At 61.2% G+C, this 25,723-nt stretch carries 22 protein-coding genes and 1 pseudogene; 11 read left to right on the plus strand and 12 right to left on the minus strand.

Annotated features, from left to right (window positions below; all coding sequences use genetic code 11):
• The first annotated feature begins 75 nt into the window (after positions 1-75).
• The 5 genes from AAID99_RS07495 (at position 76) to AAID99_RS07515 (ending at position 4,513) form a co-directional block, all read left to right on the plus strand.
• On the plus strand, positions 76-867 hold the full coding sequence (locus AAID99_RS07495) for a DODA-type extradiol aromatic ring-opening family dioxygenase (protein ID WP_498493563.1): 792 nt from the start codon (positions 76-78) through the stop codon (positions 865-867).
• Between the two features lie 312 nt (positions 868-1,179).
• Entirely contained in the window at positions 1,180-1,638 is a 459-nt protein-coding gene (locus AAID99_RS07500; protein WP_498493564.1) for a YdcF family protein, read from the plus strand.
• Between the two features lie 243 nt (positions 1,639-1,881).
• On the plus strand, positions 1,882-3,255 hold the full coding sequence (locus tag AAID99_RS07505; protein WP_498493565.1) for an FAD/NAD(P)-binding protein: 1,374 nt from the start codon (positions 1,882-1,884) through the stop codon (positions 3,253-3,255).
• Positions 3,252-3,626 carry a YidH family protein gene (locus tag AAID99_RS07510; RefSeq protein WP_498493566.1) on the plus strand — a complete coding sequence of 125 codons (375 nt, stop codon included), beginning with the start codon at positions 3,252-3,254 and terminating at the stop codon, positions 3,624-3,626. Before AAID99_RS07505 ends, AAID99_RS07510 begins: the two co-directional genes overlap by 4 nt.
• Complete coding sequence (locus AAID99_RS07515; RefSeq protein ID WP_188425981.1) at positions 3,623-4,513, plus strand: LysR family transcriptional regulator; 891 nt, start codon at positions 3,623-3,625, stop codon at positions 4,511-4,513. Before AAID99_RS07510 ends, AAID99_RS07515 begins: the two co-directional genes overlap by 4 nt.
• A gap of 5 nt (positions 4,514-4,518) precedes the next feature.
• Here AAID99_RS07515 and AAID99_RS07520 read toward each other — a convergent pair whose 3' ends face one another.
• The 6 genes from AAID99_RS07520 to AAID99_RS07545 form a co-directional block, all read right to left on the minus strand.
• Positions 4,519-4,905, minus strand: coding sequence for a DUF3293 domain-containing protein (locus AAID99_RS07520; protein WP_188425982.1), 387 nt, complete (start codon positions 4,903-4,905; stop codon positions 4,519-4,521).
• A gap of 12 nt (positions 4,906-4,917) precedes the next feature.
• Complete coding sequence (gene rodA, locus AAID99_RS07525) at positions 4,918-6,072, minus strand: rod shape-determining protein RodA (protein WP_188425983.1); 1,155 nt, start codon at positions 6,070-6,072, stop codon at positions 4,918-4,920.
• Complete coding sequence (gene mrdA, locus AAID99_RS07530; RefSeq protein ID WP_188425984.1) at positions 6,072-7,994, minus strand: penicillin-binding protein 2; 1,923 nt, start codon at positions 7,992-7,994, stop codon at positions 6,072-6,074. The genes rodA and mrdA overlap by 1 nt, the downstream gene beginning before the upstream one ends.
• 111 nt (positions 7,995-8,105) lie before the next feature.
• Positions 8,106-8,672, minus strand: a complete 567-nt coding sequence (locus AAID99_RS07535) for a hypothetical protein (RefSeq protein WP_188425985.1) — start codon at positions 8,670-8,672, stop codon at positions 8,106-8,108.
• A gap of 3 nt (positions 8,673-8,675) precedes the next feature.
• A complete protein-coding gene (locus tag AAID99_RS07540; protein WP_498493567.1) occupies positions 8,676-9,620 on the minus strand; it encodes a rod shape-determining protein MreC in 945 nt (314 codons plus the stop codon).
• A 21-nt stretch (positions 9,621-9,641) separates the two neighbouring features.
• Complete coding sequence (locus AAID99_RS07545; protein ID WP_188425987.1) at positions 9,642-10,688, minus strand: rod shape-determining protein; 1,047 nt, start codon at positions 10,686-10,688, stop codon at positions 9,642-9,644.
• Positions 10,689-11,097: 409 nt separating this feature from the next.
• Here AAID99_RS07545 and AAID99_RS07550 point away from each other — a divergent pair, with 409 nt between their 5' ends.
• Both AAID99_RS07550 and AAID99_RS07555 read left to right on the plus strand, forming a co-directional pair.
• Positions 11,098-11,367, plus strand: a complete 270-nt coding sequence (locus AAID99_RS07550; RefSeq protein WP_188425988.1) for a YMGG-like glycine zipper-containing protein — start codon at positions 11,098-11,100, stop codon at positions 11,365-11,367.
• A 24-nt stretch (positions 11,368-11,391) separates the two neighbouring features.
• Positions 11,392-11,658 (plus strand): annotated as a pseudogene (locus tag AAID99_RS07555) (YMGG-like glycine zipper-containing protein); the annotation flags it as partial.
• Positions 11,659-12,086: 428 nt separating this feature from the next.
• Here the strand turns inward: AAID99_RS07555 and AAID99_RS07560 are convergent.
• Positions 12,087-13,658, minus strand: coding sequence for a 2-isopropylmalate synthase (locus AAID99_RS07560; RefSeq protein ID WP_498493568.1), 1,572 nt, complete (start codon positions 13,656-13,658; stop codon positions 12,087-12,089).
• Between the two features lie 239 nt (positions 13,659-13,897).
• Complete coding sequence (locus AAID99_RS07565; RefSeq protein ID WP_498494281.1) at positions 13,898-14,737, minus strand: N-acetylmuramoyl-L-alanine amidase family protein; 840 nt, start codon at positions 14,735-14,737, stop codon at positions 13,898-13,900.
• 554 nt (positions 14,738-15,291) lie between these two features.
• On the opposite strand from AAID99_RS07565, the gene AAID99_RS07570 reads away from it, so the two are divergent.
• On the plus strand, positions 15,292-18,147 hold the full coding sequence (locus tag AAID99_RS07570; RefSeq protein ID WP_498493569.1) for an Rne/Rng family ribonuclease: 2,856 nt from the start codon (positions 15,292-15,294) through the stop codon (positions 18,145-18,147).
• A 395-nt stretch (positions 18,148-18,542) separates the two neighbouring features.
• On the opposite strand, the gene AAID99_RS07575 is transcribed toward AAID99_RS07570, so the two are convergent.
• Positions 18,543-19,331 carry a LytTR family DNA-binding domain-containing protein gene (locus AAID99_RS07575; RefSeq protein ID WP_498493570.1) on the minus strand — a complete coding sequence of 263 codons (789 nt, stop codon included), beginning with the start codon at positions 19,329-19,331 and terminating at the stop codon, positions 18,543-18,545.
• Positions 19,332-19,540: 209 nt separating this feature from the next.
• Between AAID99_RS07575 and AAID99_RS07580 the strand changes: the two genes are divergently transcribed.
• Complete coding sequence (locus AAID99_RS07580; protein ID WP_188425993.1) at positions 19,541-20,527, plus strand: alpha/beta hydrolase family protein; 987 nt, start codon at positions 19,541-19,543, stop codon at positions 20,525-20,527.
• 8 nt (positions 20,528-20,535) lie between these two features.
• Here AAID99_RS07580 and AAID99_RS07585 read toward each other — a convergent pair whose 3' ends face one another.
• Positions 20,536-20,901: a hypothetical protein gene (locus AAID99_RS07585; RefSeq protein WP_188425994.1), complete on the minus strand. Its 366-nt coding sequence runs from the start codon at positions 20,899-20,901 to the stop codon at positions 20,536-20,538.
• Positions 20,898-22,337, minus strand: a complete 1,440-nt coding sequence (xseA, locus tag AAID99_RS07590; protein WP_498493571.1) for an exodeoxyribonuclease VII large subunit — start codon at positions 22,335-22,337, stop codon at positions 20,898-20,900. Before xseA ends, AAID99_RS07585 begins: the two co-directional genes overlap by 4 nt.
• A gap of 58 nt (positions 22,338-22,395) precedes the next feature.
• Here xseA and purD point away from each other — a divergent pair, with 58 nt between their 5' ends.
• Positions 22,396-23,652, plus strand: a complete 1,257-nt coding sequence (gene purD, locus AAID99_RS07595) for a phosphoribosylamine--glycine ligase (RefSeq protein WP_188425996.1) — start codon at positions 22,396-22,398, stop codon at positions 23,650-23,652.
• Positions 23,653-23,931: 279 nt separating this feature from the next.
• Here the strand turns inward: purD and AAID99_RS07600 are convergent, their stop codons facing one another.
• Positions 23,932-24,297, minus strand: a complete 366-nt coding sequence (locus AAID99_RS07600; protein WP_188425997.1) for a hypothetical protein — start codon at positions 24,295-24,297, stop codon at positions 23,932-23,934.
• A 234-nt stretch (positions 24,298-24,531) separates the two neighbouring features.
• Between AAID99_RS07600 and AAID99_RS07605 the strand changes: the two genes are divergently transcribed.
• Positions 24,532-25,713 (plus strand): acyltransferase family protein, encoded by a 1,182-nt coding sequence (locus AAID99_RS07605; RefSeq protein WP_498493572.1) that lies wholly within the window; start codon positions 24,532-24,534, stop codon positions 25,711-25,713.
• The last annotated feature ends 10 nt before the right edge of the window (positions 25,714-25,723 follow it).

Below are 25,723 nucleotides of genomic sequence, written 5' to 3' on the forward strand. Positions count from 1 at the left end.
CATCACCCCACACGATAGAATCGATCGGTTTTTTAACACTGATAGTGAGAGAGCAGACAGGATAGGCTTGTCATCATGCAACCCAGTTTCTTCATCAATCACGGCGGTGGCCCGTGCTTCTTTCTCGAACCCGGCCCCATGCGCCGCGCCTGGGCTCCGCTGGAAGACTATCTCGCAGGCTTTGCTGCCAGATTACCGAAGCGACCGGATGCGCTGGTGGTGATTTCGGGCCACTGGGAAGACAGCGTGCCACGCATTCATTTCGGCGGGTCGCCATCGCTGCTTTACGATTATGGCGGGTTTCCGCCTCACACCTATGCGCTGGAATGGCCCGCGCCGGGGAGCCCCACCCTTGCCGCTCGTATCGCAACCCTGCTCGACGATGCCGGTATCGAGACCGCACGCGAAACAGCACGCGGCTGGGACCACGGCGTGTTCGTGCCGCTCAAGATTGCCTTCCCCAACGCGGAGATCCCCGTGGTTCAGCTTTCGCTACGGCAGGATCTCGACCCAGGGGCACATCTCGCTCTTGGCCGCGCGTTGGCGCCGCTTAGAGCGGAGAATGTGCTGATTATCGGGAGCGGCCAGTCCTATCACAATATTGGCGGCTTCTTCTCCGGCACAATGTTCGACCCGGCCGCGGAATCTTTTGATCGCTGGTTGCAGGCATCGATGAACGACCCGGCCACACGCGAGCAAGCATTGCGCGACTGGCGCCACGCCCCCGGTGCCTGCGCCGCCCATCCACGCGAAGAGCATCTTCTGCCACTGATGGTTGCCGCTGGCGCCGCGACAGGGGAAGCAGCCCATCTCGATTTCGCCGCAACCGTGCTCGGCAAACCGCTTTCGGGCTACCGCTTTGGATAAGACCAGCCTCCCATGACTGCTCTGGCGCCCTCACCTTGAGCGGGGTGGGCCATATCGCTCTGAGGCATCGACAACAGTGCGGTCTGGTTTTTACCGGGCGTCATTGTCGCTTATGATGACCGAGAGACGAATGGCGCCATCCGGAAGACGGGCAATGACGTTCCTCATCGTTTCGATTTGCTCCTGGACGCATTGGAAACGGTCATGGCGAGATTTGCACTTATAATTCTGGCGTTCGCCCTGGTCGCTCTTGTCGCCGATATAGGCGTCATCTTTATCAACGGATTCAGCACGCCCTCTGAGGAGGCATCCGTGGCAGTCATTCTTGGCAACAAGGTTTATGCCGATGGCACCGCCTCTCCCCGCCTTCAGGCGCGACTGGATGAAGGGGTGCTTCTTTATCAGACTGGGAAGATCAAACGGATCATTGTCAGTGGGGGTGTTGAGGAGAATGGTCTGAGCGAGGCTCAGGTCATGGCTGGCTATTTGTCGGCGCATGGCGTTCCATCGGACGTAATTGCCATGGACGATACGGGACGCAACACGCATCTGTCCGCCGTAGCGCTATCGAAAATGCTCAGCCGAGAGACGCCCATCATCGTAGTGAGCCAATGGTTCCACATAGCACGAACCAGATTGGCGATGCGTCAATGTCACTTCACCAAGATATCCGGTGCAGCACCGCATTATGTCGATGCCAGAGATATTTATTCTCTTTTGCGGGAAACACTCGCCCTACCCTATTACGCAGTCACCCATAAGGGCTGTTGACGCCTCGAGTTAAGCCGGAACGACATTTTCTCGATGATTTTAGGCAGGCGTCAAACCACAAGCGGTCGCGGTGGATGCTGGACGGCTACTCGATTCCCTCGCTGAGCGACCACATAGGGTACTATCGGTCAGCACAGGGCATCTAAAAATCGAATTTTTCGAACGTTTCTGCCAAATCAATCAATTGGATTGATTTGAAGCGCTGCCGGATACTCGGCCTTACAGAAAGCAGTGAGGCAGATCATGACAGAGATCCACGATATCGCGATTATCGGCGGAGGGGCGAGCGCCACCCTGCTTGCCTGGAATTTGCGCCAGCACCATGGCAGGTCCTGCATCGTGATCGATCCCACCGACCAGCCAGCCCTCGGTCTGGCCTATGGCACACGCAGCGTCGAAAATCTGCTGAACGTCCCTGCCAGCGGCATGAGCGCTCTTGCGGATGAGCCGGGCCATTTTCTCGACTGGCTGAGACAGAAGATCGACCCGCAGATCGACTCACAGGCTTTCATTCCACGAGCCATTTACGGGCTCTATCTGCAGGATCTGTTTCGTCAGGCGCGGCCGCTTCATCTGCGCGCACGGGTCACGAGGCTGACCTGTGACGCCGACATCACGACACTGCATCTCGATGCCAGGAATTCCGGCGAAGGGCGTTGTCTGCGTGCGCGCCATGTCGTTCTGGCGCTTGGGCATTTTGCGCCCCCTCTCCTGCCCGGTATCCCGACAGAGCTGGCGGGCGGCGGACGCTATCATCATCAGGTCTGGGCGCAGAACGCCCTCGAGGCAATTGCACCGGAAGACCCGGTGCTGCTGATCGGAAGCGGACTGACCGCCATCGACCAGATCATGCAGCTTCGGGCCGCAGGGCATAGCGGCAAGATAACGGTCATTTCGCGCCATGCCCGTTTTCCGCAGCGCCACGCCCCCGCGCCGGTTCTTTCAGCGCCTGTCATCGAACCCGGCCAGTGTGCACCGCGCTGCACCGCCTATCTGCATCGTCTCAATGCTGCGTTGAAACAGGGCATTCCCTGGCGCGCCTGTATCGACAGCCTGCGCCCGGTTACCAATGATCTCTGGGCCGCCCTGCCGCCTGACGAGCGGGCACGTTTTCGTCGCCACCTGCAAAGGCGCTGGGATGTCGTGCGCCATCGCATGGCCCCCCGCATCGCCGAAGCGCTCGATGCCGAGCTGGCAAACGGCACCCTTTCGCTGCGCGCAGGGCACCTGCAGAAAATCACGAGCGTCGCAGACGGGTTATGCGTGACACTTCGCTGCGGTGCACAGCTCGATCACGTCACTGTCGCCCATGTGCTCAACTGCACCGGACCGAACCTGCGTTATGACAGGGTGGACTCACCGCTCCTGCGCGACCTGCTCGACAGAAAGCTGGCCCGCTCCGGTCAGGGCGGCATCGGACTGGACACAACGCGTGACGGGCGGGTTATCGCGGCCGATGGTACGGCGCGGCTCCCGCTTCATACGTTGGGGCCTGCGCGACAGGGCACATTGTTCGAATCCATTGCCATTCCCGAGATACGTGGTCAGGCCTATGATCTTGCCCTGACACTCGACGGGCTTCTGAACGAGGCCTCACCCCAGGATCTGTGCGCATGATAAGCCGATATACCGATCACGCTGCCAATGAGCGCACATTTCTTGCCTGGGTCCGCACGGCGCTTGCCATGGTGGCCATTGGCTGCATGCTGGCAAAATTCACCATCTTCCTTCGGCTGATCAGTTCCGAGCATCCCGATGCCATGCCGGCCGGGTCGGGATCTTCTGCCTGGGTCGGGGTGCTGACGATCTGCGCCGGGCTGATGCTTCTGCCGGCAAGCTGGTGGCGTTTTCGCAAGGTGAAGGCCGCACTCTCTGCCGATGAGCCAAGAGACATCGCCCTCAACGGGCTGGAAGGCCTGTTCTGCCTGCTTCTCTCCCTGCTGGTCGGCGCCATTCTGCTCTCGCTTCTCGGGGTTCTGCCCTCGTGACCCTCGAGCAACTGCGTATCTTCATTGCCGTTGCCGAGCGGCAGCACATGACGCGTGCTGCCGAAGCGCTCGCCCTGACGCAGTCGGCCGTAAGCCACGCCATCATGACGCTCGAAAACAGCTTCGGGCTGCGCCTGTTCGACCGGGTCGGTCGGCGCATTCTGCTGACAGATGCCGGTAAAATCTTTCTGCGAGAGGCACGCGCCGTACAGGCACGGGCCCTCGCCGCCCGCGCCTGTCTGGAAGATCTGGGCGGGCTGCGTGCAGGCAGGCTGCATGTCTGGGCCAGCCAGACATTGGCAAGCTACTGGTTGCCCGCGCGCCTCAACCGTTTTGCGGCACTCTATCCCGAAGTGACGCTGGGCATGACCATCAGCAATACGGAAGAGATCTGCGCTCAGATCAGCGCTGGCACCATAAGCTTTGGCCTGATCGAAGGGGCTCCCATTGGCCCGTCTGTTAGAACCGAAACCCTCGCACGCGACCAGCTTCTGCTTGTGGTGGGCCCCGATCACCCCTGGGCGGAATCCCCACCCGAAATATCGGCACTCGACCAGACGCCCTGGGTGCTGCGTGAGAAAGGCTCAGGCACCAGGGCGAGCTTCGAGAACGCCCTGCAGGGCTGGGGCCTTACCACGGACCGCCTTGATATCGTCATGGAGCTGCCCTCCAACGAGGCCATCGCCACCATGGTCAGCACTGGCCGCGCCGCCACAGTGCTTTCGGCGAGCGTGGTTTCAGGATTGATCGAGAACGGGCTGCTCTGCTCCGTTTCCATGCCCTTTCCGGATCGGCATTTTGCCTTCGCCTGCGGCGCGCGCAGTTTGTCACCGGCAGAGCAGGCTTTCTGCACGCTTCTGCGCGGTGACGCATCGCGTACCCCCTGAAACGCTCAGGCCAGCCAGACGAGACGGACGCGACGATGGGGCTGGGCTAGCACTACGGCATTCTGTCCGAAGAGGCGCGCCAGAACTCGCGCTTTGGGGAGTGGACAGGCCACCGCGAAAAAGGGCTCAGACCACGCGTGCCAGCTGCCTTGACCACGCCATGAAGGGGCTCGACCCAGTCGTGCCCGCAATTGCCGCATGAGACGGATATTGACCCCATCGGGCAGGCGCTGCCCACTGGGGTTGCAGGCGCCAATCAGAACGAGGCTTCTGGCGTCAAAGGGCCAGTCTGATGGCCGTCGCCCGATATGAAGGACAACCGGGCCGATGGCATAGTGGGTGCGATGATAGGCTGCTCTGGCAGCCTGGGTCGGCGGCCTGACGCGGCTCATCCTGATGCCGGATCAGTGATCGTCACGCGCTGCTGGCAGATCGCGATCATTGCGATGCACCCAGGAGGAGAGCAGCAGACCAAAACCGAACATCATGGTCAGCATGGCCGACCCGCCATAGGAAATGAGCGGCAGCGGCACGCCACCGACCGGGATCACCCCCATGACCATGGAAAGATTGACCGCACAGTAGAGGAAGAAATCGACCGAAATGCCGAGGGCGAGAAGCCGACCGAACTGGTTGCGGCTGCGCATGGACATGAGCATGCCGCCCACGACCAGCAAGGCCAGAAGCCCTATAACCGAAACCGCGCCTGCATATCCCCATTCCTCACCGATCATGGTGAAAATGAAGTCGGTCTGCTTCTCAGGCAGGAAGTTCAGCTGGCCCTGCGTTCCACGCAGATATCCCTCACCCCACATCCCGCCCGAGCCGAGGGCGATCTTGGACTGGATGATGTTATACCCCGCCCCCAGCGGGTCATGCTCGGGATGCAGAAAAGTGTCGATGCGCGCTTTCTGGTAGTCATGCAGATGGGCGTAGATGAACTTGCCCAGAAAGGGCACGGGGGCGACAAGCAGGGCGATCTGCCACAGACGCATACCGGCAGCGAAGAACATCGTCGCGCCGATCAGACCGATAATGACCGCCGTGCCGAGATTGGGTTCTTTCAGCACAAGCCCGACAGGAAGGAGCGTCAGCAAGGCTGGCGGTATCAGGCGCAGCGGATTGCCCATGCGCTTGTTGTCGATACGATGAAACCAGCTTGCCAGCGCCAGTACCAGCGCGATCTTGGCAAATTCGGAGGGCTGGAACTGCAACCCGGCCAGATTGATCCAGCGTTCGGCCCCCTTGCCCACATGGCCCATATGCAGAACCAATGCGAGCAATATGACGGCCACCAGATAGACCGGGATGGAAAGAAGCCGCAGCAGGCGCGGGCTGGTAAGGGCCACGGTGATCATCATCACCAGACCGAAACCGAAGCGCACCATCTGCGGGCGGGCAAAGGGTTTGGCTGAGCCACCACCAGCAGAGTAGAGCGCGAGATAGCCCACACCAGCCAGAACGCAGATCAGCAGAACATAGAGCCAGTTGATCTGAAGCAGCTTGCCCAAGAGCCGGAAACTCGGCTCAGGGCGCCAGAGGCGTTTTTGCCAGTTCACTATTCGGCGTCCGCGACAGCCTGACCGGGGGCGTGGTCATGATTGACCGGGTCGCGCAAAAGCGTGTCCGTCATGATATCGCGTGCCAGAGGGGCCGCAGCATCGGCACCGCCATTGCCATGCTCGATGACCACCGCAATCGCATAGCGCGGCGCATCATAGGGCGCAAAGCAGATGAAAAGCGCGTGGGGGCGCTCTTCCCAGGGCAGGTTCATCGAGTTGAAGTGACCGCTCTCACGCAGGGCGCGTGAAACGCGTCGCACCTGGGCAGAGCCCGTCTTGCCCGCCATGGCGACATCGGGAATGCTCAGCTTTGCCTTTGGCGCCGTACCACGTGGCGCGTTGACCACGTCAAACATGCCCTGACGGATGACGGCAAGATGCGCATCCGGGATGTCGAGCGCCGGTGCGGCATCAAGCGGCGTATGCTCGGAATCATGCTCGTTGATCTTCCGCACCAGATGCGGCGCGACGTTACGACCAGAGGCGATGCGCGACACATAGGTGGCAAGCTCGAGTGGCGTGACCTGAACGAAGCCCTGACCGATACCGGCATTGACCGTATCACCGCCATTCCAGTGAAAGCCGTGTTTCTGACGCCATTCGGGCGTGGGGATGACACCGGCGCGAGTATGGGGCAGCTCGATATCCAGCTTGGTGCCGAGACCAAAGCCGTTGGCCATGGCCTTGATGGGCTCCATGCCGATCTTGCGCGCCGCTAGATAGAAATAGACGTCGCAGCTATACATGAGCGCCTGCTGCATGGTGATGCTGCCATGCCCCCAGCGCGACCAGCAATGGAAACGCACACCGCCCATGTCATAATAGCCGGGGCAGGTAAAGCGGTCCTGTGAGCTGACAAGACCGGATTGCAGCGCGGCCAGCGCCACGGCAGGCTTGAAGGTCGAGCCCGGTGGGTAGACACCTGCAACCGTCTTGTTGATGAGCGGCGTGCGGACGTTATTGGTCCACTCGATCCACTGGGCGTGGCTCACACCTGAGTCGAACAGGGACGGATCGAAAGACGGCGTGCTGACCATGGCCAGCACCTCGCCATTGCGGCAATCCATCACCACGACGCTCGCCGCCTGGTCGCCAATGCGATTGAGCACCATCTGCTGCAGACCGGCATCGATGGTCAGAACAACCTCGTCGCCCTGCTGGCCGTCGACGCGATCCATCTCGCCCATGACGCGGCCCTTGGAATTGACTTCCATCTCGACCGAGCCCGGTTCGCCACGCAGCAGCAGATCCTGGGTCTGCTCGATGCCGGCGCGGCCGGCGCGCATGCCGGGCAATGCCATCATGGGCGTGGAGGCGACATCGCGCTCATTGGGGGGCGCGACATATCCGACGATATGGGCCAGTTGCGGCCCGTAGGGGTAAAGCCGCGTCGTGCCGACATCGATGAGCACACCGGGCAGGCTCGGCGCGTTCAGTTCGATACGCGCCATGTCATCCCAGCTCAGGAAGTCCTTCAGGGCAACGGGCACATATTTTCGTATATGACGCAGATCACGCTCGATACGGGCCTGATCGCGCTCATCGAGCGCGATGATCTGGCCGAAACGCGCGATGGTCGCATGGATATCGGTCGTCTCCTCGGGCATGAGGAGGGCACGCCAGTTTACCTTGTTACCCGCAAGCTGCAGGCCAAAACGATCGACAATCTGGCCGCGAGCAGGCGCCAGAAGACGCTTGCTCGTGCGGTTTCGGGCCGCGAGATCGCGTAGATGATCGCCTTCATGTACCTGAAGATCGTAGAGCTTCTTGCCCAGCACACCGAGCACGCCCGCCTGGGTGGCCAGCACCAGCAGCGCACGGCGGGTAAAGACACCGCGTGAGGGCTTCACCTCTTCGCGCTTGGCCCGCAGGCGAGACGGATTACGGGACCGGGAGGATTTGTCGCGTCGGAACTTCATTGCGCGATGACAATCCCGCATCGCATTCCGGCCATGGCGACGCGTTCGCCTGTCGGGCGTCCATCAGGAAGCGCTGCGCTGCGACGGAACATCATGCTCAAAACCGGGCCTTCAGGCTTGTTCAGGGTCTGCCACCGTGCGACGCGCCCAGGCAAACAGGGCGCTCAATGTCGGATAGATACCAATTGTCACCGCTGCCTGAAAGAGACTCGGCACCGGAGACATCATTGCCAACGTCCCGATACACGCGATGATCCATCCAAACAACGACAAAACAAGGGCGAGCCCACCCAGCAGAGCCCAGCCGAACAGGAAGCTGATACGGCTGAGCCCGTAGCGCCACAGATGCGCCACGCCATGAAAAACGAGTAACGAAAACACAAACACACCCGGAGGCCCAAAGCTCAGCACCTCACAGACCAGCCCCACGCAGAAGGTCATGAGCGGCGTCATGGATTGCGGCCTGTGCGCCGACCAGAAGAAGACCGTACTCGCCGCGATACCAAAACACAGCTCGTTCTGCCCCGGAATACCAAGCCCCGCCGAGAGAACAAGCGCGCAGAACACGATGAACAAGGAAGGCAGCAGCGCCCGCATGAGCTGGTCGATACGGCGACGCAGGGTCGGGCGTGGCGCGATGCCGGGGTGGATCTCGGGGGCGTGGCGATGGCCAACCATGGTCTAGCCCTGCCCTTTCGTCGGTTTCTGGAACGGCACGAAAGGCAGTTCGGGGGCAACCGGCATGGGCGGCATCAATCTGACACGACCCGGCGCCTCGGGGCCAGCGTGATCGGCGCTCATATAATTGAACACCCGGATGATGTCGGGATGATCGAGCGAGGCCTCAGGCACCACCACAGGCGTACCGGGGCGCAAATAATGCACCGTACCCACGACCAGCCCGCCCGGCATACCGGCAAATGCGCCGTGCTCATGCCCGTCAGGCGCAGGCTGCTCGCCCGTAACCACGCGCTCACCCTCCACTGGCCGATTATCCTGGGCGTAATAGATCAGCCTCGGATAGGGCGAGCCGTCACCCGCCATGATGGCATTGCCACGCGAAGCGGTGAGCATGACCGGAATACGGCTCGCATCGTCATTGATCATCAGGATACGCACTGTGCGCGCGCCTGTCTCCGTCACGCGGCCAAGCAGGCCTGACGCGTCAAGCGCGACGTCACCCGGCACAATATTATGGTTCTCGCCCACCGCCAGAAGAACGGAGCGCCCATACAACCCGCCTGCATCGCGCAGCGCATGGCCACTGACAAAATTCGGGGCGTTATCGGGAATCCAGTGCAGGCTCGCCTTGAGCTGGGCATTTTCGTCAGCCAGCGCGACCGCCACATTATACCAGCGACGCAGCTTCTGGTTTTCGGCCCGCAGCCGGGCATTTTCACCGGCAATATCGGTCAGCCCCGCGACGGTCTGGCGCAGATGCGCAAAAGCCGTCTCTGGGGCTGTCAGGAGCTGATAGGCTGGTGTTAGGCCGTCAGCCAGCCTCATGCGCAGGGAGTCGACGGCCTGACGACGGGTCAGACCGAGCATGATCAGGCCGATTGCCAGAACGAAGAAGAACGGCAGCATCAGCTTTGCGAGTGCGTGTCGCCCCTGAATCGACAGCATCGACCGGATGCTCCCTGGTTATCAGTACATCGAGATCAGGACATTCCGCAGACGACGCATCTCTTCGAGCGCGCGCCCTGTGCCCAGAGCCACGCAGGAAAGAGGCGATTCACCGACAGTCACCGGCAGACCCGTGGCACTGCGCAGCACATCGTCAAGACGATAGAGCAGCGCGCCACCACCGGTCAGCACGATCCCCTTGTCGACAATATCGGCCGCCAGTTCGGGCGGGGTGTTCTCAAGCGCTGTCGCCACGGCATCGACAATCTGCTGCACCGGCTCGGCAAGGCTTTCCGCCACCTGAGCCTGGCTCACCAGAACCTCGCGCGGCACACCATTGATAAGATCGCGCCCCTTCACTTCCTTGATCGGACCGGGATCACGCGGATCATCAGGCAGGCAGGCCGAACCGATTTCCATCTTCACGCGCTCTGCCGAGCTTTCGCCGATCAGCAGATTGAACGTCTTGCGGATGTAGGAAATGATCGCGTCATCCATCTTGTCGCCGCCAACACGCACGGAGCGCGCATAGACGATACCTCCAAGAGAAATGACCGCGACTTCTGTCGTGCCGCCGCCAATATCGACGATCATGCTGCCCGAAGGCTCGGTGACAGGAAGACCGGCGCCGATAGCGGCTGCCATGGGTTCTTCAATCAGCATCACCTTGCGGGCGCCTGCGCTCTCGGCGCTTTCCTGAATGGCGCGACGCTCGACCGCTGTGGATCCCGACGGAACACAGACGATGATCTGCGGGCTCGCGAAGGCGCGACGGTTATGCACCTTGCGGATGAAATGCTTAATCATTTCTTCCGCCACCTCGAAATCGGCAATCACGCCGTCACGCAGGGGGCGGATGGCCGTGATGTTGCCTGGCGTGCGCCCGACCATCAGCTTGGCTTCATCGCCGACCGCCAGAACCTGCTTCTTGCCACGCACTTCAGCGATGGCGACGACAGAGGGTTCATCAAGAACGATGCCGCGTCCCTTGACGTAAACGAGCGTGTTGGCGGTGCCGAGGTCGATAGCCATGTCTGCCGACATGAGACCCAGCAGACGTGAGAACATTCAAGCCTCCTGGCCGAAAGATGTGCGCGCACGGGTCGCATTCCGCCCCGTCCTGCGCGATGGCACCCCCGGAAAGATTTCAGGGAACCACATGACAGATGGGAGCATGACGCGAGATATTCTGGCGGAGGGATTACCGGGGCCGCGATTGAGGGGCAAGTCCCGATCAGGAGAAATTGCAGTTTAATGACCAAAAATGCCCCGCGCGGAAGCATGAGTCACGCCGGGGTGAAGCGCAGTTACTTTTAGTTACAAACCATCCCAAACTGGCCATGGTCGCGCCACGCTTCGAACGCGGCCCGGCAGGAATGATCCCCTCAAGCTGATCACGAGGCAGTGGCGACAGGAAACTCGCGAAATACCGCCCCGTTGAGCCAGAGTAGAATGAATTTTTAGGATAGTAGACATCATGACCAAGCGTGCATTCATCCTTCGTCCGCGCAATTTCGCAGCACTTGCGGCCTGCGTTGGCATGCTGGGGCTGAGCGCCTGTGGCAATCCGTATGACCCCGGCGCACGCGCTGGCTCGGGTGCGCTGATCGGCGCAGGTGGCGGCGCTGCTATCGGTGCTCTGGCCGGTGGCGGTCGTGGCGCCGCCATTGGGGCCCTTGCCGGTGGTGCACTCGGTGCAGCCGGTGGCGCCGCAACCACGCCCAACCGCCCGCGTTCCGGCTACTGATCTGTTAGAGCCTACGAGACCACGATGAGCGCACCCTCCCTTTTCTCTCCTGCACCCATACGGCGCCTTGCCGCCGGAGCCAGCCTCTGCGGGCTGTGCCTTATGCTGAATGGCTGTGGCAGTCCCTACGATCCGGGCGCACGCGCCGGTTCCGGGGCGTTGATCGGCGGTGGTGCCGGTGCCGCGATCGGTGCGGTGGCTGGCGGAGGGCGTGGTGCCGCCATCGGCGCGCTGGCGGGCGGATTGCTCGGTGCGGCAGGTGGTGCCGCCACAACGCCGAACCGCCCGAGCGGCTACTATAATCAGGGCGGGTATTATAATCAGGCGCCCCAACAGGCCTACCCGCAGCAATATCCAACCGGCTATGCCCAGCCTGCCTATCCTGCCCAACAGGCTTATCCCCAGCAGGCCTATCCGCAACAGGCGTACCCGCAGCAAACCTACCCGGCCCAGCAGGGTTATCAGGGCTATCAGAACGGTTACTGACCCCTCCTGCCACCTGACCGGGGCCTGACGCGGAAGAGCTGATGCTTTTACCGCAGCAGGCGCCAGAGAGGTGACGTGATTTTCGGGGCAGAAACCGCGCAAATCCCGTAAGAAAAACCTCCCGCCGTCTCTGACGGTCGGGAGGTTTTTTATAACTATAGAATACTTTGACGATCAGCCTGAAGCGGCGCGCCGAAGTCACACAGCGCGCCTGTTCAGCCCTCCGCGAGTGATCAGACCGACAAAGCCTCAGGCTCGGCGCGGGTGCGCTTGACCACCAGCTTGTTCAGGGCATGCACATAGGCACGCACGGCAGAAACGATGGTATCCGCATCGGCGCCCTGCCCGTCGACCATCTTGCCCCCTTCCTGAAGGCGGACGGTGGTCTTGGCCTGGGCATCGGTACCCTCGGTCACAGCACCGACAGAGAACAGCTCAAGCGCGGCTTCATGCGGGAAGATCTCGCCGATTGCCTTGAAGGCGGCGTCGACCGGACCATTGCCCGATACCTTGGCCGATTTCACGACACCATCGACAAGCAGTTCCAGCTCGGCCTGCGCCGGGCGCTTGGACCCCGCCAGCAGCTCGAGCGACACGAAGCGGATACGATCGTGATCGCGTGTTTCGTCATCGACCAGAGCACGGATATCATCATCGAATACCGTCTTTTTCTGGTCAGCCAGAACCTTGAAACGCTCGAAGGCATCCTGGATCTTGTCGTCAGGCAGGTCGTAACCCAGCGCCTTCAGCTTGTCGCGGAAGGCAGCGCGGCCCGAATGCTTGCCCAGAACCAGCGAGGTCTTGCTCCAGCCGACGCTCTCGGGGGTCATGATCTCATAGGTGGCGGCGTTCTTCAGAATACCGTCCTGATGGATGCCACTTTCATGTGCAAAGGCATTGCGCCCGACGATGGCCTTGTTCGGCTGCACATCGAAACCGGTGATATTGGCCAGCAGGCGCGAGATACCGAGCAGGCGTGGTGTCTCGATGCGGTTCTGGAACGGGATCTTGTCGCGACGGGTACGGATGGCCATCACGATTTCTTCAAGCGCAGCATTACCCGCGCGCTCACCGATACCATTGATGGTGCATTCGATCTGACGCGCACCGCCAGCAACAGCCGCAAGGGTATTGGCGACGCCCAGACCCAGATCGTTATGGTTATGCGTCGAGAAAATCACCTTTTCCGCACCCGGCACGCGCTCGCGCAGCATGGTGAAAATTGCCTGCAATTCGTCAGGCGTGGTGAAGCCGACCGTGTCGGGAATATTGATGGTGGTTGCGCCATGGCGAATGGCACTCTCGACGCAGCGGCACAGGAAATCGGGCTCGGTGCGCGATCCGTCTTCTGCCGACCACTGCACGTCATCGGTGAAATGACGCGAGGCCTTGTTGCCCTCGGCAATCAGGTCCAGCACCGTTTCCGGCTCCATACGCAGCTTGTATTTCATATGAAGCGGCGAAGTGGAGATGAAATTATGGATACGACGACGCGGCGCCCTGGCGATCGCCTCGCCCGCGGCCTCGATATCGCGCTTGCCGCCGCTGCGAGCCAGGCCGCAAACCACGGCTTCGCGCACGGTTTCCGCAATTTTCTGCACGCTTTCGAAATCGCCCGGAGACGCGACTGGAAAACCCGCCTCGATCACATCCACACCCAGCTCTTCAAGCGCCTTGGCCATGCGGATCTTCTCTTCGAGATTCATCGAAAAGCCGGGTGACTGCTCACCGTCACGCAAGGTGGTGTCGAAAATAATGACCCGGTCGTCAGCAACCGTGCCGAAAGAAGGATGGGTAATGGTCATGGTTTTTTCTTCTCAACGCTTTGAACAACACAATCATGAACCCCCTGAACGCGCCAGACCGGCTGGCGGCGAAATGCGCTCAGGGGCTGATAAGTCGAAGCGTACGAAGAAGGAGGCCCGGGCACAGCGAAGCGCGTGCTGATGCACAACGCGAGATGCCAAAAGAGGGGGCCGAGATAATCATGGAACTCGTCTTACTGCACAAACCAGCCCCTTGCCTAGCGGAACCGGACGATTTTCTAGCCCGATCGCGCAATATTCGTGCCTGCACCCTGAAAATAACGATCGATTGCAGCATTCATGGCGCTGGCGACCTGTTGCCGATACGCCCCCTGACGCAGGGCAGCCTCATCATGACGATTGGACATGAAACCCATTTCGACGAGCACCGAGGGGATATCAGCCGATTTCAGCACCACGAACGCCGCGTGCCTGGCGGGATGACGCAGCAGGCCGATACGTGGCTGAAAGGCAGAGACGACACTGGCCGCCATATGGGCGGAGCCACGACGCGTTTCTTCATGAACAAGACTGGCGAGAATATCCTGAACCTCTGACGACATGCCGTGAAAGGCAGGCCCGGCGAAACGGTCGGCACTGTTCTCCGTCTGGGCAAGCGAGGCCGTCTGGGCATCGGAAGCCCCGTTGGAGAGGGTGTAAACGCTTGCGCCACGCACATCAGGATCATGCAGCGCGTCGGCATGCATGGATATGAAGAGCTGTGCCTTGTGCCGATGGGCAAGATCGACACGCCCCTCCAGCGGAATGAAATGATCATCTGCGCGCGTCATGACGACATCATAGCGCCCGGCGGCCTTGATCTGGCGATAGAGCTCTTTCGCTGCGGCCGCGGCAATATGCTTTTCATAAGTACCGCTCACCCCGATGGCACCGGGGTCCTTACCGCCATGACCGGGGTCGAGCATGATCACAGGCTTGGCCTGCGCCGCCTTGCCTGTGATTGCTGGTGCCTTGCCGGGCGCCAGAGCATGTCCCTTTTTGTGCCTCGACGTTGCCAGGGCCGCCGAACAGGGCAGAAGCGTGGCCGTCGCTACAGCGCTGCCAATCAGATGGCTCATCTGACGGCGTGTCGGTTGAGAGAAGGACATGACGGCGGCCTTGCAAGGAGAGCAGGGAAACTGCGGAGACTGGTCATTTTCTGGCATCACAATGCGGTGTCAACATGGCAGGGCTGCGAGTCTTGCACGAGGCGGGTTTTTCGGTCATCCTGCGGGAGAAGAATTGCGAAACGGTCGATCCGGCATTAATGACAGGGCTTAGCTCTTCAACCCGCCGCTCCCGTTTTATGCCGTGCTTCACGTGTCATCATGGTTTGCAAGAGCCCCCTCCCTTCCGCTGGCCCATGCCGCAGGACTGTAAGAGAGGTCAGTCTTCGAGCCAGTGACGCAGATGACAACTCGCTGGGGCCGCATGAAATCTGCCAGTCTCGTTTTGTGGAAAACTACCGGATCGGGTGATGCCCGGGTTCCGACGCTGTTCCGCGAGCGCTGGTCTGATGGCTCCTTTTCTTTCAAACGTCCTCGACATTCTGCCGCGCGCGCCGGAACAGCCACTGTGTCTGCACAGGGCCTGAGACCGGGCGTGACAAGGGCCGACCGGAGTTTTCCTTTAAATGAACAAGCGTATGCTGATCGACACCACTCACGCGGAAGAAACCCGCGTGGTGGTCATGGATGGTGATCGTCTCGAAGATTATGATATCGAAACATCGTCCAAGAAGCAGATCAAGGGCAATATCTACCTCGCCAAGGTAATCCGCGTCGAGCCGAGCCTTCAGGCCGCTTTCGTCGATTACGGCGGCAATCGCCATGGCTTCCTGGCCTTCAGCGAAATCCACCCGGATTACTTCCAGATCCCGGTCGCCGATCGTGAAAAGCTGCTCGCTCTTCAGGACGAGGATCTCCGTGCCGATGAGCGTGTCGAGAGCGAAAGCGACAGCCAGAGCGGCGACGAGACCGAGACGGCAGAAGCTGGCGATCAGGCCGAGTTCGAAGCGCGCCCCGAAACAGTCGGCGGTGAGCATGATACGGGCGATGAAGGCGCAGCCGCCCGTCGCACGGCCCGCTTCCTGCGCAATTACAAGATCCAGGAAGTCATTCGCCGCCGCCAGATCCTGCTCGTTCAGGTCGTCAAGGAAGAGCGCGGCAACAAGGGTGCGGCGCTCACCACCTATGTATCGCTCGCGGGCCGCTATTGCGTGCTGATGCCCAACGCCCTGCGTGGCGGCGGCGTATCGCGCAAGATCACGTCGGACAGCGATCGCAAGCGCCTGCGCGACATCATCGCCGAGCTCGACCTGCCGCGTGGCATGGCCATGATCGTACGTACCGCTGGTGCCCAGCGCCCGGGGCCAGAAATCACCCGCGACTGCGAGTATCTGCTGCAGCTCTGGGACGATATCCGCAACCACACGCTGTCTTCTGTCGCCCCCACGCTGATTTACGAAGAAGCCAATCTGATCAAGCGCGCTATTCGCGACCTGTTCAGCAAGGATATCGAAGAAATCATCATCGATGGCGAACCGGCCTGGAAGAACGCACGTGAATTCATGCGTCTTCTGATGCCGCATAACGCCAGCAAGGTTAAACTCTGGCGCGACCAGACCCAGAGCCTGTTTGGTCGCTATCATGTCGAGGGTCATCTCGACGCGATCGCCTCGCCCACGGCCCAGCTCAAATCCGGCGGCTATCTGGTCATCAACCAGACGGAAGCGCTTGTCTCCATCGATGTGAACTCCGGCCGCTCGACGGGCCAGCGCAATATCGAGGATACGGCAGTCCGGACCAACCTCGAAGCTGCTGAGGAAGTCGCCCGTCAGCTGCGCCTGCGTGATCTTGCCGGTCTGGTCGTCATCGACTTCATCGACATGGAAAGCCGCAAGCATAATTCCATGGTCGAGAAGCGCCTCAAGGATGCACTGCGCAGCGATCGCGCCCGCATCCAGATCGGCCAGATCTCGCATTTCGGCCTGCTGGAAATGTCGCGCCAGCGTCTGCGTCCTTCGATTGCAGAAGCCGTTCTGGTTCCCTGCCCGCATTGCCAGGGCACTGGCCATGTGCGCGGCGTCGAGAGTGCTGCCCTGCACGTTCTGCGTGCGGTTGACGAAGAGGGTCTGAAGCAGAAGGCTGCCGAGATCTGCGTTCACATCACCTCGGGCACCGCGCTCTATATCCTCAACAACAAGCGCGAGTGGCTGGGCGAAATCGAACAGCGTCATCGCATGCATGTGTCATTCCAGCCGGATGACAGCCTGACGCCTGCCGATCTGCGTATAGAGCGCCTGCGTCCGCAGGTTCCTGCCGAAGCACGCCCTGCCCAGAGGCACCAAATTGAAGCCCCAACGCCTTCGGTCGAAACCGTCACGCAGGATGACGAGATCGAACAGGGTTTCGACAATGTCGTAGAGGCAGAAGAAACCCGCGACGCCGCACCGCGTGAAGAGGGAACGAGGGAAGATGGTGGCCGCCGTCGCCGTCGCCGTCGTCGTCGCAATGGCCGTCGTTCGGACGACACTCGCGATACCCAGAATGCGTCGGATAACGGTGCCAACGATGAGGGTGAAGAAGCACCGCACGAGGCCGCCGCTGAAGAAAGCACTTGGGAAGCGCAGGGAAGCAGCGATGCTGAAGCCCTGATCGTTCCCGGACGCCGCCGGATGCGCACACGTCGCGTGTCACGTGACGAGCGCGGCCAGAATGAGCGCGCTCAGGCTGAACGCCCCCAGGCAGAGCCGGCTCGCGAGGCGCGTCATGACGACGAGCGTCGTACACCTGCCGAGCGGCATGAAAACCGCTGGGTGGGACCGACACCTGCCAATCCGTTCGGTGGCGGGTCGTTCGACATTTTCGACATGATCGAACAGGCTGAATCGCGTCTGGGTGCGCCATCTGCCCTCAACAACGAGCCGAAGCCGACCCTCGCGGTCGAGCCCAAAGACGAGGCAGAGGGCTCCGCCGTTGCAGCACCGGTCGCTGCACAGGCAGAAACCTCGCGTCATGGCGTCGAGAATGAGGGTCGCAAGAGCCGTTCGCGCCCTCGTCGCAAGCCTGTGGCTGCCGAAATCGCGGAACCTGCTCCTACTGAGCCGACCGCTATCGACGCAGCCCCCGTGCCGGAACCGGTTGCTGTTGCCGAGGCCGATCAGGACAAGCCTGCTCCCCGTCGTCGCGGTCGCCCGCGCAAGACACCGGTAGCAGCCGAGATCGCCGAAGCATCAGGTGAGTCGGCAGCCGCTCAGCTCGCCCCGACTGCCGTGGTGAGCGAGCCCGAAGCCCCGAAGCCCCGTCGTGGCCGCACGTCGCGCAAGGCAGAAGAGGCCGCAGCTGCTCCGGCAACCGAAGCCAAGGCCCCTGCTGCCAGGACGCGCGCAGCTAAGGCCAAGCCGAAGGCTGAAGAGCCTGTGGTGCAGCCGATCAATGTCGATGACGTTGCTCCGGCCAAGCCGCGCACAGGCTGGTGGAAGCGTTGATCCCAACGCTGCTCATCTGAGTGCATGAAAAACGGGGCGGCTCACACCGCCCCGTTTTTTTATGCACGATCACCGCCGAGACAGGCAGAATACCCTGCCTTGTGCCCGTCAAACGTGACCAGCCGCCTGCTCCCCCTGCTTCAGAAATGCGATCTGCGCTGCCGGGCTGTTTTTTCCGCGCAAGAGCGAAATCTCCGCAAGCGCCTGACCCGGTTGAGGAAGGATTTTTCCAGGGCAGCCCATTTCTCTCATCACCGGAGCGATGCACGTCATCATCGTTGTCACGCGGTCAGGATCATCATCTGGCGTTGCCTAAGGAAGTCTCCCTGACTGACGGGCGATCAGATCGACCGGGTACCAACTCCAGACAACCAGAGAGCCTTACCGCCCGGTGTTCAGGACGTTTCGAGCCAGCCAGCTTCGCGCAGTTTCGCCACATGAGCGCGTGAGACAGGAACGCGATCGCCATTGATAAGGATAAGACGCAGCGCCCGTGGTGTTCCTTCCCATCCAGCAACGGCCTTGCGGGCCACCCACCATGAACGATGGACCTGCAGACCAGCACAGCCTGACTGACGCAACAGCGCCTCGCGAAATACGCCGTGTACCAGACGTGACCCCTCGCGCTGATGGCAGCGTATGTAATGGTCTTCCATCTGCAGGGCGAAAATCGTCTCCGGTCGCGGATAGTCGTCGGCAAGCCTGATGGGTGGTGTCTCATTCCCGACCAATGCCGGGACGCCCTGCCCTACAGCCACCTCCGCGATAGCAGCTGACCTGTTTCGATAGCGAAGGGCAAGCGTCACGAGCACGACAGACGGCCAGGCGATCAGCAGGACCTGCCCATACCATTGTCCCCATCCGGGCAGACGGGGCGACAGACCCGGCCAGACCGACAGAGCCAGATCACGCGTGATCAGTGTCTGAAGCAGGCTCAACACCATCACGAGGCCGGTCATGCCGACCCAGAATTTTAGGCCATGCCATGCGACCCCGAGGCAGCGCATCAGCAAAACCGGACCGGCATAAAGACCAAGGCCGATAAGCGCGCAGCATGACCAGTAAAGGATACGCGCAACCAGACCCGGATTGAGATAGCTGCCATAGGGGCCGAGCAGCCCCAGAAAGATACCGACCGCCACGACGATCAGGGCACTCCTGAGCACAAAGCCGCGCCCGGGCAAGCGCCTGAACGCTTCCTGTGGGTGAGCTGTCTCATTCTGCGCAGCCTGATGCAAATCAACGCCCTCTTACGAAATGAATGTCCTGCGCCTGCAGGGAGACGCCGCTGCGCCGCATACGGATATGCCCACTCGCCCATTCGCGAAATGACGCTGGGCATCAGCGTCTCCAGAGGTTTTCTGGGCATTCCCCTCTCAGGAGTCCAGCCACGATGTCGCCCTTGTCCCGCCTCGTTTTATGCCTCTCGCTTCTTACCATACCCATCATCTCAGATCAGGCTCTGGGCGCTCCAGTCGGTTGCCAGCATATCGTGACACATGACGGGCTTGAGCTTGGCCTATGGTATCCGAGCACCGGCACAGTCACGCACCAGAACCTCGGCCCCTATGAGCAGGACTGCATCGCTGACGGTCCCCTCACGGGACAACATAGACCGCTGATCGTCATTTCTCACGGCACAGGTGGGTCCTGGACGAGCCATCTCGATACCGCCACGCAACTGGCTGCTTCTGGCTATGTGGTGGTGGCACTCACCGAACCGGGGGATAACTGGCGCGATCAGTCACGTGTCACCGACCTGTCCGGCAGAACGCATGCTCTCAGTGCAGCGCTCGATTATGTGCTGTCGCAATGGTCTGGGGCCGCGAAGCTGGACAGCAACAGGATCGGGGCTTTCGGCTTTTCGGCGGGCGGATTGACAGTGTTGCTTGCGCTGGGCGCGAAGCCGGACCTTTCACGCCTGACGCCATGGTGCGCAGCGCATCCAGACAGTTTTACATGCGCGATGATTGCCCACCAGAAAACACCGATAAATGGCCCTCTGCCCCATCTGACCGATCGACGCATCAGGGCTGCCGTCATCGCAGCACCGGCTCTCGGCTTCACAATGAGTCCTCAGGCATTGGCAGGACTGCGTCAGCCGATCCAGCTATGGCAGGCACAGAATGATCGTATCCTGCCCGAACCCGGCTCGGTCGAACCCGTGCGCGATGCCTTGCCCGGCCATCCCGCAATCCATCTCGTGGAAGGGGCAGGACATTTCGATTTTCTTGCACCCTGCCGCCCCGGCCTTGAGACGCTTCCGATCTGTCAAAGCGCAGCCTCATTCGACCGGACCCGCTTTCATGAGCGGTTCAACGCGGCACTGGTGGCATTCTTCAACGAGACGCTGCCTGCCTCGCCCCGGTCAGGCGGATGACAGACGCCCTAGCGGCAGACGCTCGGCGCGCCCGTTGCCGCAATATAGGTGCCTGTCAGAGGGTTGAAACAGGCGTTTTGCGGGCAGGTGCTGCCAGAGCTGATCCCGTCAGGAAAGACCTGTCCGCCCATGCGGTTGGTTTCCTGCTGCACCGCGCCACAAAGGGGCGTGTTGGTCGGCGCGGAAGGATCATTGGTCAGTTGCGCCTCATTGGCTGGCGGCGTCTCAGTCGTCATGCCCGGCGCAAAATCCTGCGGGGGCTGGCGGGTGGGCACCTGTGCCACAGGCTGGGGCTGGCTGGGTTCGGCGCAGCCTGAGAGCAGGGCAAGGCCCAGAAATCCGGCGCCAAGGCCGGTGCGATAGAAACGGTTCATAACCCGAGATCCCCCTGTTCTTCCTTTTCCGTACCCAGAGGGTCGAGCCGTCCCTGACGGGTGCCATCGGCAAAGCGCAGGGTAATTGCGCCGCCGCGTGGTCGCCCAGAGGCTGTCGTCACCGGTTTTCCGCGAGCATCCTGCACCAAGGCATAGCCTCGCGCCAAGACGGCCTCTGGTGAAACCGCCTCAAGCCGACCGGCAATGCCGGTTAATCTTGCGCGATCAAGCCCGATACGGGCGATGAGCGTCTCGGTGCCGAGCCTTGCATGCACAAAGCCAGCCCGCTCCTGCTGCATTCTGTGCCGTATTCCTGCGGCCAAGGCAGCGCTGGCCAGACCGAGCCCGGCCTGTTTCTGCCCCAGAAAATGGGCAGCAGAGGGCATCCGCGCTTCGAGCCCCATCAGTTTCTGTCGTGCGCGCGAAGCCACCATCGGCAGGGCAAGCTCCAGACGCTGGCCGCGTTCATCGAGTCTGAAACGGGCGGTGTCGAGCAGGCTCGGCAGATCGGGCAGTCTTGCTGTCACCTGCTCGGTGTGCGCCCGGGCCAGTTGCAAATGGCGCGACAGCCCCCCGGCCAGACGCGCGCCACGATGCGCGAGATCGGCAATCATCTCCGAGCGCAAAGGCACCGCCATCTCGGCGGCCGCTGTGGGCGTGGGCGCGCGCTGGTCGGAAACATAGTCGATGAGGGTCGTATCGGTTTCATGACCCACCGCAGAGATGAGCGGTATGGGGCAGGCTGCGACGGCGCGCAGCACATTTTCCTCATTGAAGGCCATCAGGTCTTCGAGGGAGCCGCCACCACGCGCCACGATCAGCAGATCGGGCCTTTGCGGCAGGGTCGAAAACCCGGCAATGGCCGAGGCAATCTGGGCCGCTGCCCCCTCACCCTGCACCGCGACGGGCCACACCAGCACCGAACGCGGGAAACGACGCGAAAGCGTGGTCAGGATGTCGTGCAGCACGGCGCCACGGCTCGACGTCACGAGGCCGATCAGCTCCGGGAGGAACGGAATTTTCTTTTTGCGCTCGGGGTCGAAAAGCCCCTCTGCCAGAAGCTTCTGCCGCAGTTTCTCGATTTTTGCGAGAAGCGCGCCCTCACCGGCAAAGCTCATCTGGTCGATGACGAGCTGATAGCTTGAGCGATCGCCATAGGCCGAGACACGCCCGGTGGCGATCACCTCGATGCCATTCTCAGGCACGATGCCGAGACGTGAGACTGACCCGCGCCAGATGACACCGGAAATCTTGCCGCCCTGATCTTTCAGCGAAAGATAGACATGGCCCGACGGATAGCGTTTGAGCTCGGTAATCTCGCCACGCACGCGCACGCGGCCAAAGCTGCCCTCGAGGATGCGCTTGATCGCCCCCGAGATTTCACTGACCGAATATTCGGGAACGTTGCCGCTCGCGCTCTGATCGTTTTCGCTCATGAGCGCAGTCTATGCTACGGAACGCGGGCTACGACCAGTCAGAACAGGAAGAATGACGATGCGGGTGTTACTTGTCGGATCAGGCGGACGCGAACATGCTCTGGCGGCCTGCCTCTCCCGCTCTCCCGAGCTTGAGGCGCTGTTCATCGCCCCCGGTAATCCGGGTATGGCGCCCCTCGGTACGCTGGTGCCGATTGCCGCCGATGATGTCGCGGCCCTTGTCGCCTTTGCAAAAGAGCAGCGAATCGATCTCGTCGTGCCCGGCCCGGAAGCGCCGCTCGTCGCCGGGCTGACCGATCTTTGCATCGAGGCAGGTATTGCCTGCGCGGGCCCGAGCCAGGCGGCCAGTGCGCTTGAGGGCAGCAAGAGCTTTACCAAGGATGTCGCCGACGCCGCGGGCATCCCGACTGCGCGCTGGGAACGGTTTGAGGAAGCCGAGCCTGCCCTCGCTTTCGTTCGCCGCCGCGGTGCGCCTATCGTGATCAAGGCCGATGGTCTGGCTGCGGGCAAAGGGGTGATTGTGGCCCAGACGCTCGAAGAGGCCGAGGCTGCGATCATTGATATTCTGACCGATCGCAGCTTTGGCGAAGCTGGCGCCAGCATCGTGATCGAGGAATGCCTCGTCGGTCAGGAAGTCTCGCTCTTCGCGTTCTGCTCGGATAGCGAGGCTGTGCTGATCGGTGCGGCGCGCGATCACAAGCGTATCGGTGAAGGGGATACCGGGCCGAATACCGGAGGTATGGGCGCGATTTCACCGCCGCCCCATTTCGACCGTGAGGCGCAGGAACAGGCGCTCGATATCATGGTACGCCCGATGCTGGCCGAGATGGTCCGTCGCGGCACGCCATTTCGCGGAATCATTTTCGCCGGGCTGATGCTGACCGACGCAGGCCCGAAGCTGATCGAATATAATGTGCGTTTCGGCGATCCGGAGGCGCAGGCGCTGCTGATCCGTCTCGACTCCGACCTTCTGCCGGTTCTCAAGGCGCTTGCGGAAGGACGGCTCGATAATGCGTCGATCCGCTTTACCGACGAGGCCTCGATATCGATCGTTCTTGCCGCACGCGGCTATCCGGGCACACCGGTCAAGGGCGGCGCCATTCGTGGCATCGAGCGCGCCGAAGCCGTGCCCGGCGTTTCGGTCTTTCAGGCAGGCACAGCCTTGCGTGACGGCGTGCTCGTCGCCTCTGGCGGACGCGTTCTGACCGTATGCGCCAAGGCCGAAACCGCAGTACAGGCCCGCGCGCGTGCCTATGAAGGCGTTGCGGCTATCGAATGGGAAGACGGCATTTTCAGGCGCGATATCGGCCTCTGATATCAGGCCGGCAACCAAAAGCCGCGTCTGTGGCATGACAGGCGCGGCAAAGGCACTTTCTTGTCTGGCTCGCCCGCAGGAAAACGGGCGCGCCGGTTATTTGGACAATGCCCTGGGGCTCAGGTTGCGACGGGTCCATTTGGCTTTCTTTCTCAGGCGACGTGTCCGCATGTGACTTCTCCTCAGAGGGGTTGTTCTCGCCTCACAATCAGCGAGAACCTGCTTGAATGATCCGACAAGTTCAGGCCGTTCGAGGTTTTCTCACGGCCCGGCAAGGCGTTAATGCATGGTCACGCGAAGGGGGGCGTGATCTCCAAGAATTTTCCTGATCCGGCTTTCTGTCAGCGTCGAGACGGCAATCGTCACGACCATTGGCTCGTTGCGGCTCTGGCTCTCACGGTAGAGCGCTGCCTGCTGTCGACGAAGCGCTGCCGGTGGGGGGTGGTCATTGATAAGCCATGCCCAGGCCCCGAAAGGTCGATGGACCTCGTTTTCGAGCGTTATGGCAGAATCCGGCTCGACCCCCATGGCCAGCCGGTATTGATGAATTGATTCTGACGGAATGTCGCACACCAGAAGGTCATCGACAGCGATCTGGGCATGACGGGCGGTGTCGAACACCGCCATGAGCGTTGGCTGCATCATCCTGTTCTCCGTGTCGTCGCGATGGAATCGACGACATGGCCAGAGTAACATCAAGCCTGTTATATAAAACACTTTTCACGTTGTTTTGATGTTACGGAAACAGTTTCACCCGCCAGTGCTCATCCGTCCTCGTGCCTCCTCCTGACGATGGATGATGTGCTGCCCAGCCATGCTGAAGCCATGATTGCGCGCAAGAAATGACTGGTTCTTTCCGGTCAAGGCATCTACATTTTCATGAATTCCAGTATTGTTGCCACTGGTCGCGATGCGCCAAGCAAAGTCATCCGGCGCAATGACGGTATCGATTGCCTGCGCGGCATGGCCATTCTTCTGGTCGTGATTCACCATCTGGCACTGCGTTTTCCGTTATATCACACCGATCTATCTCGTGTTCTGCCCGAGCGTTTCCTGCGGGCGCTTACCTGGGATGGACCCAAAGGGGTCACGGTGTTTTTCGTCATCTCCGGTTTTCTCATCACGCGCAGTATGATGTTGCGCTGGGGAGGCCCGGCGCGCCTCGATCTGGCGAGCTTCATGTGCCGCCGCGCCGCACGAATTCTGCCCTGCCTGCTTGGGCTTATCGTCATTGCCTCCCTTCTGTGGGAGCTGGGCGTTCCGGGCTTTACACCGCAAACGCCAGAGCAGAGACTTCCCGCTGCCCTCATATCTGCGCTGCTCATGCATCTGAATGTCTATGAGGCCAAGCTGGGCTATCTGCCGGCATGCTGGGACGTGCTCTGGTCGCTTTCGGTAGAGGAAGCCTTTTATGTCGTGTTTCCGTTTCTCTGCCTTATGCTGGGCAGGCAACGCCACGGTCTGCTGCTCTGCGCCATTGCGCTCGCGCTCGCTGCCCCTTGGTGCGACTGGTCTTTACGCCACGCATCCGAAATCTGGCAGGAAAAAGCCTATGGACCGGGTGTCTGTGCCATTGCAACAGGCATCGTTGCAGCCCTTCTCCTGCACCATGCGCCGCGCAATGAGCACGGCCTCCTCACGGCTCTGGCCGGATGGGGCGGGCTGGCAGGAATGACTGCCTACCTGTTCTGGGGCGGGCTGATCTGGCCAGTTCTATCCTGGGGAACAGCGCTTTTCTTCAACAGCGCCATCGCCCTTGCCGTCTGGGCTTTTGCCCGTGGCTGGGGCGCCCGGACAACGCAAAAGGGAACGCTATGGTTACGTCGCTGGGGGCAACGCAGCTATGAAATCTACCTGACCCATATGTTTGTCATTTTGCCGGTTGTGGGGATAGCGCATGGTCTGGCTCTCCCCGCCCGTTGGGGCTGGGTGCTGTTCCTGCCGGTTCTGCTTGTGGCTTTTGCGCTGGGCAGCATTGTCGAGCGCGTCTATTCGCGTCCGCTCGACCGGCTGCTGCTCGCTGGTTTCGCCCGCTGGCGCGCCTCTCCTGCGGGTTCTTAAAGCGGTTTTT

This window comes from Asaia sp. Ae19-3, from assembly GCF_059801175.1.

Bases quoted from the DNA above. Each gene is read 5' to 3' on its own strand.
- AAID99_RS07605 (WP_498493572.1), top strand. From the start codon at position 24,532: ATGAATTCCAGTATTGTTGCCACTGGTCGCGATGCGCCAAGCAAAGTC.
- AAID99_RS07585 (WP_188425994.1), bottom strand. From the start codon at position 20,901: ATGAACCGTTTCTATCGCACCGGCCTTGGCGCCGGATTTCTGGGCCTT.
- purD (WP_188425996.1), top strand. From the start codon at position 22,396: ATGCGGGTGTTACTTGTCGGATCAGGCGGACGCGAACATGCTCTGGCG.
- AAID99_RS07580 (WP_188425993.1), top strand. From the start codon at position 19,541: ATGTCGCCCTTGTCCCGCCTCGTTTTATGCCTCTCGCTTCTTACCATA.
- AAID99_RS07505 (WP_498493565.1), top strand. From the start codon at position 1,882: ATGACAGAGATCCACGATATCGCGATTATCGGCGGAGGGGCGAGCGCC.
- mrdA (WP_188425984.1), bottom strand. From the start codon at position 7,994: ATGAAGTTCCGACGCGACAAATCCTCCCGGTCCCGTAATCCGTCTCGC.
- AAID99_RS07565 (WP_498494281.1), bottom strand. From the start codon at position 14,737: ATGAGCCATCTGATTGGCAGCGCTGTAGCGACGGCCACGCTTCTGCCC.
- AAID99_RS07535 (WP_188425985.1), bottom strand. From the start codon at position 8,672: ATGGTTGGCCATCGCCACGCCCCCGAGATCCACCCCGGCATCGCGCCA.
- AAID99_RS07550 (WP_188425988.1), top strand. From the start codon at position 11,098: ATGACCAAGCGTGCATTCATCCTTCGTCCGCGCAATTTCGCAGCACTT.
- xseA (WP_498493571.1), bottom strand. From the start codon at position 22,337: ATGAGCGAAAACGATCAGAGCGCGAGCGGCAACGTTCCCGAATATTCG.
- AAID99_RS07545 (WP_188425987.1), bottom strand. From the start codon at position 10,688: ATGTTCTCACGTCTGCTGGGTCTCATGTCGGCAGACATGGCTATCGAC.
- AAID99_RS07520 (WP_188425982.1), bottom strand. From the start codon at position 4,905: ATGAGCCGCGTCAGGCCGCCGACCCAGGCTGCCAGAGCAGCCTATCAT.
- AAID99_RS07600 (WP_188425997.1), bottom strand. From the start codon at position 24,297: ATGATGCAGCCAACGCTCATGGCGGTGTTCGACACCGCCCGTCATGCC.
- AAID99_RS07570 (WP_498493569.1), top strand. From the start codon at position 15,292: ATGAACAAGCGTATGCTGATCGACACCACTCACGCGGAAGAAACCCGC.
- AAID99_RS07495 (WP_498493563.1), top strand. From the start codon at position 76: ATGCAACCCAGTTTCTTCATCAATCACGGCGGTGGCCCGTGCTTCTTT.
- AAID99_RS07540 (WP_498493567.1), bottom strand. From the start codon at position 9,620: ATGCTGTCGATTCAGGGGCGACACGCACTCGCAAAGCTGATGCTGCCG.
- AAID99_RS07560 (WP_498493568.1), bottom strand. From the start codon at position 13,658: ATGACCATTACCCATCCTTCTTTCGGCACGGTTGCTGACGACCGGGTC.
- AAID99_RS07510 (WP_498493566.1), top strand. From the start codon at position 3,252: ATGATAAGCCGATATACCGATCACGCTGCCAATGAGCGCACATTTCTT.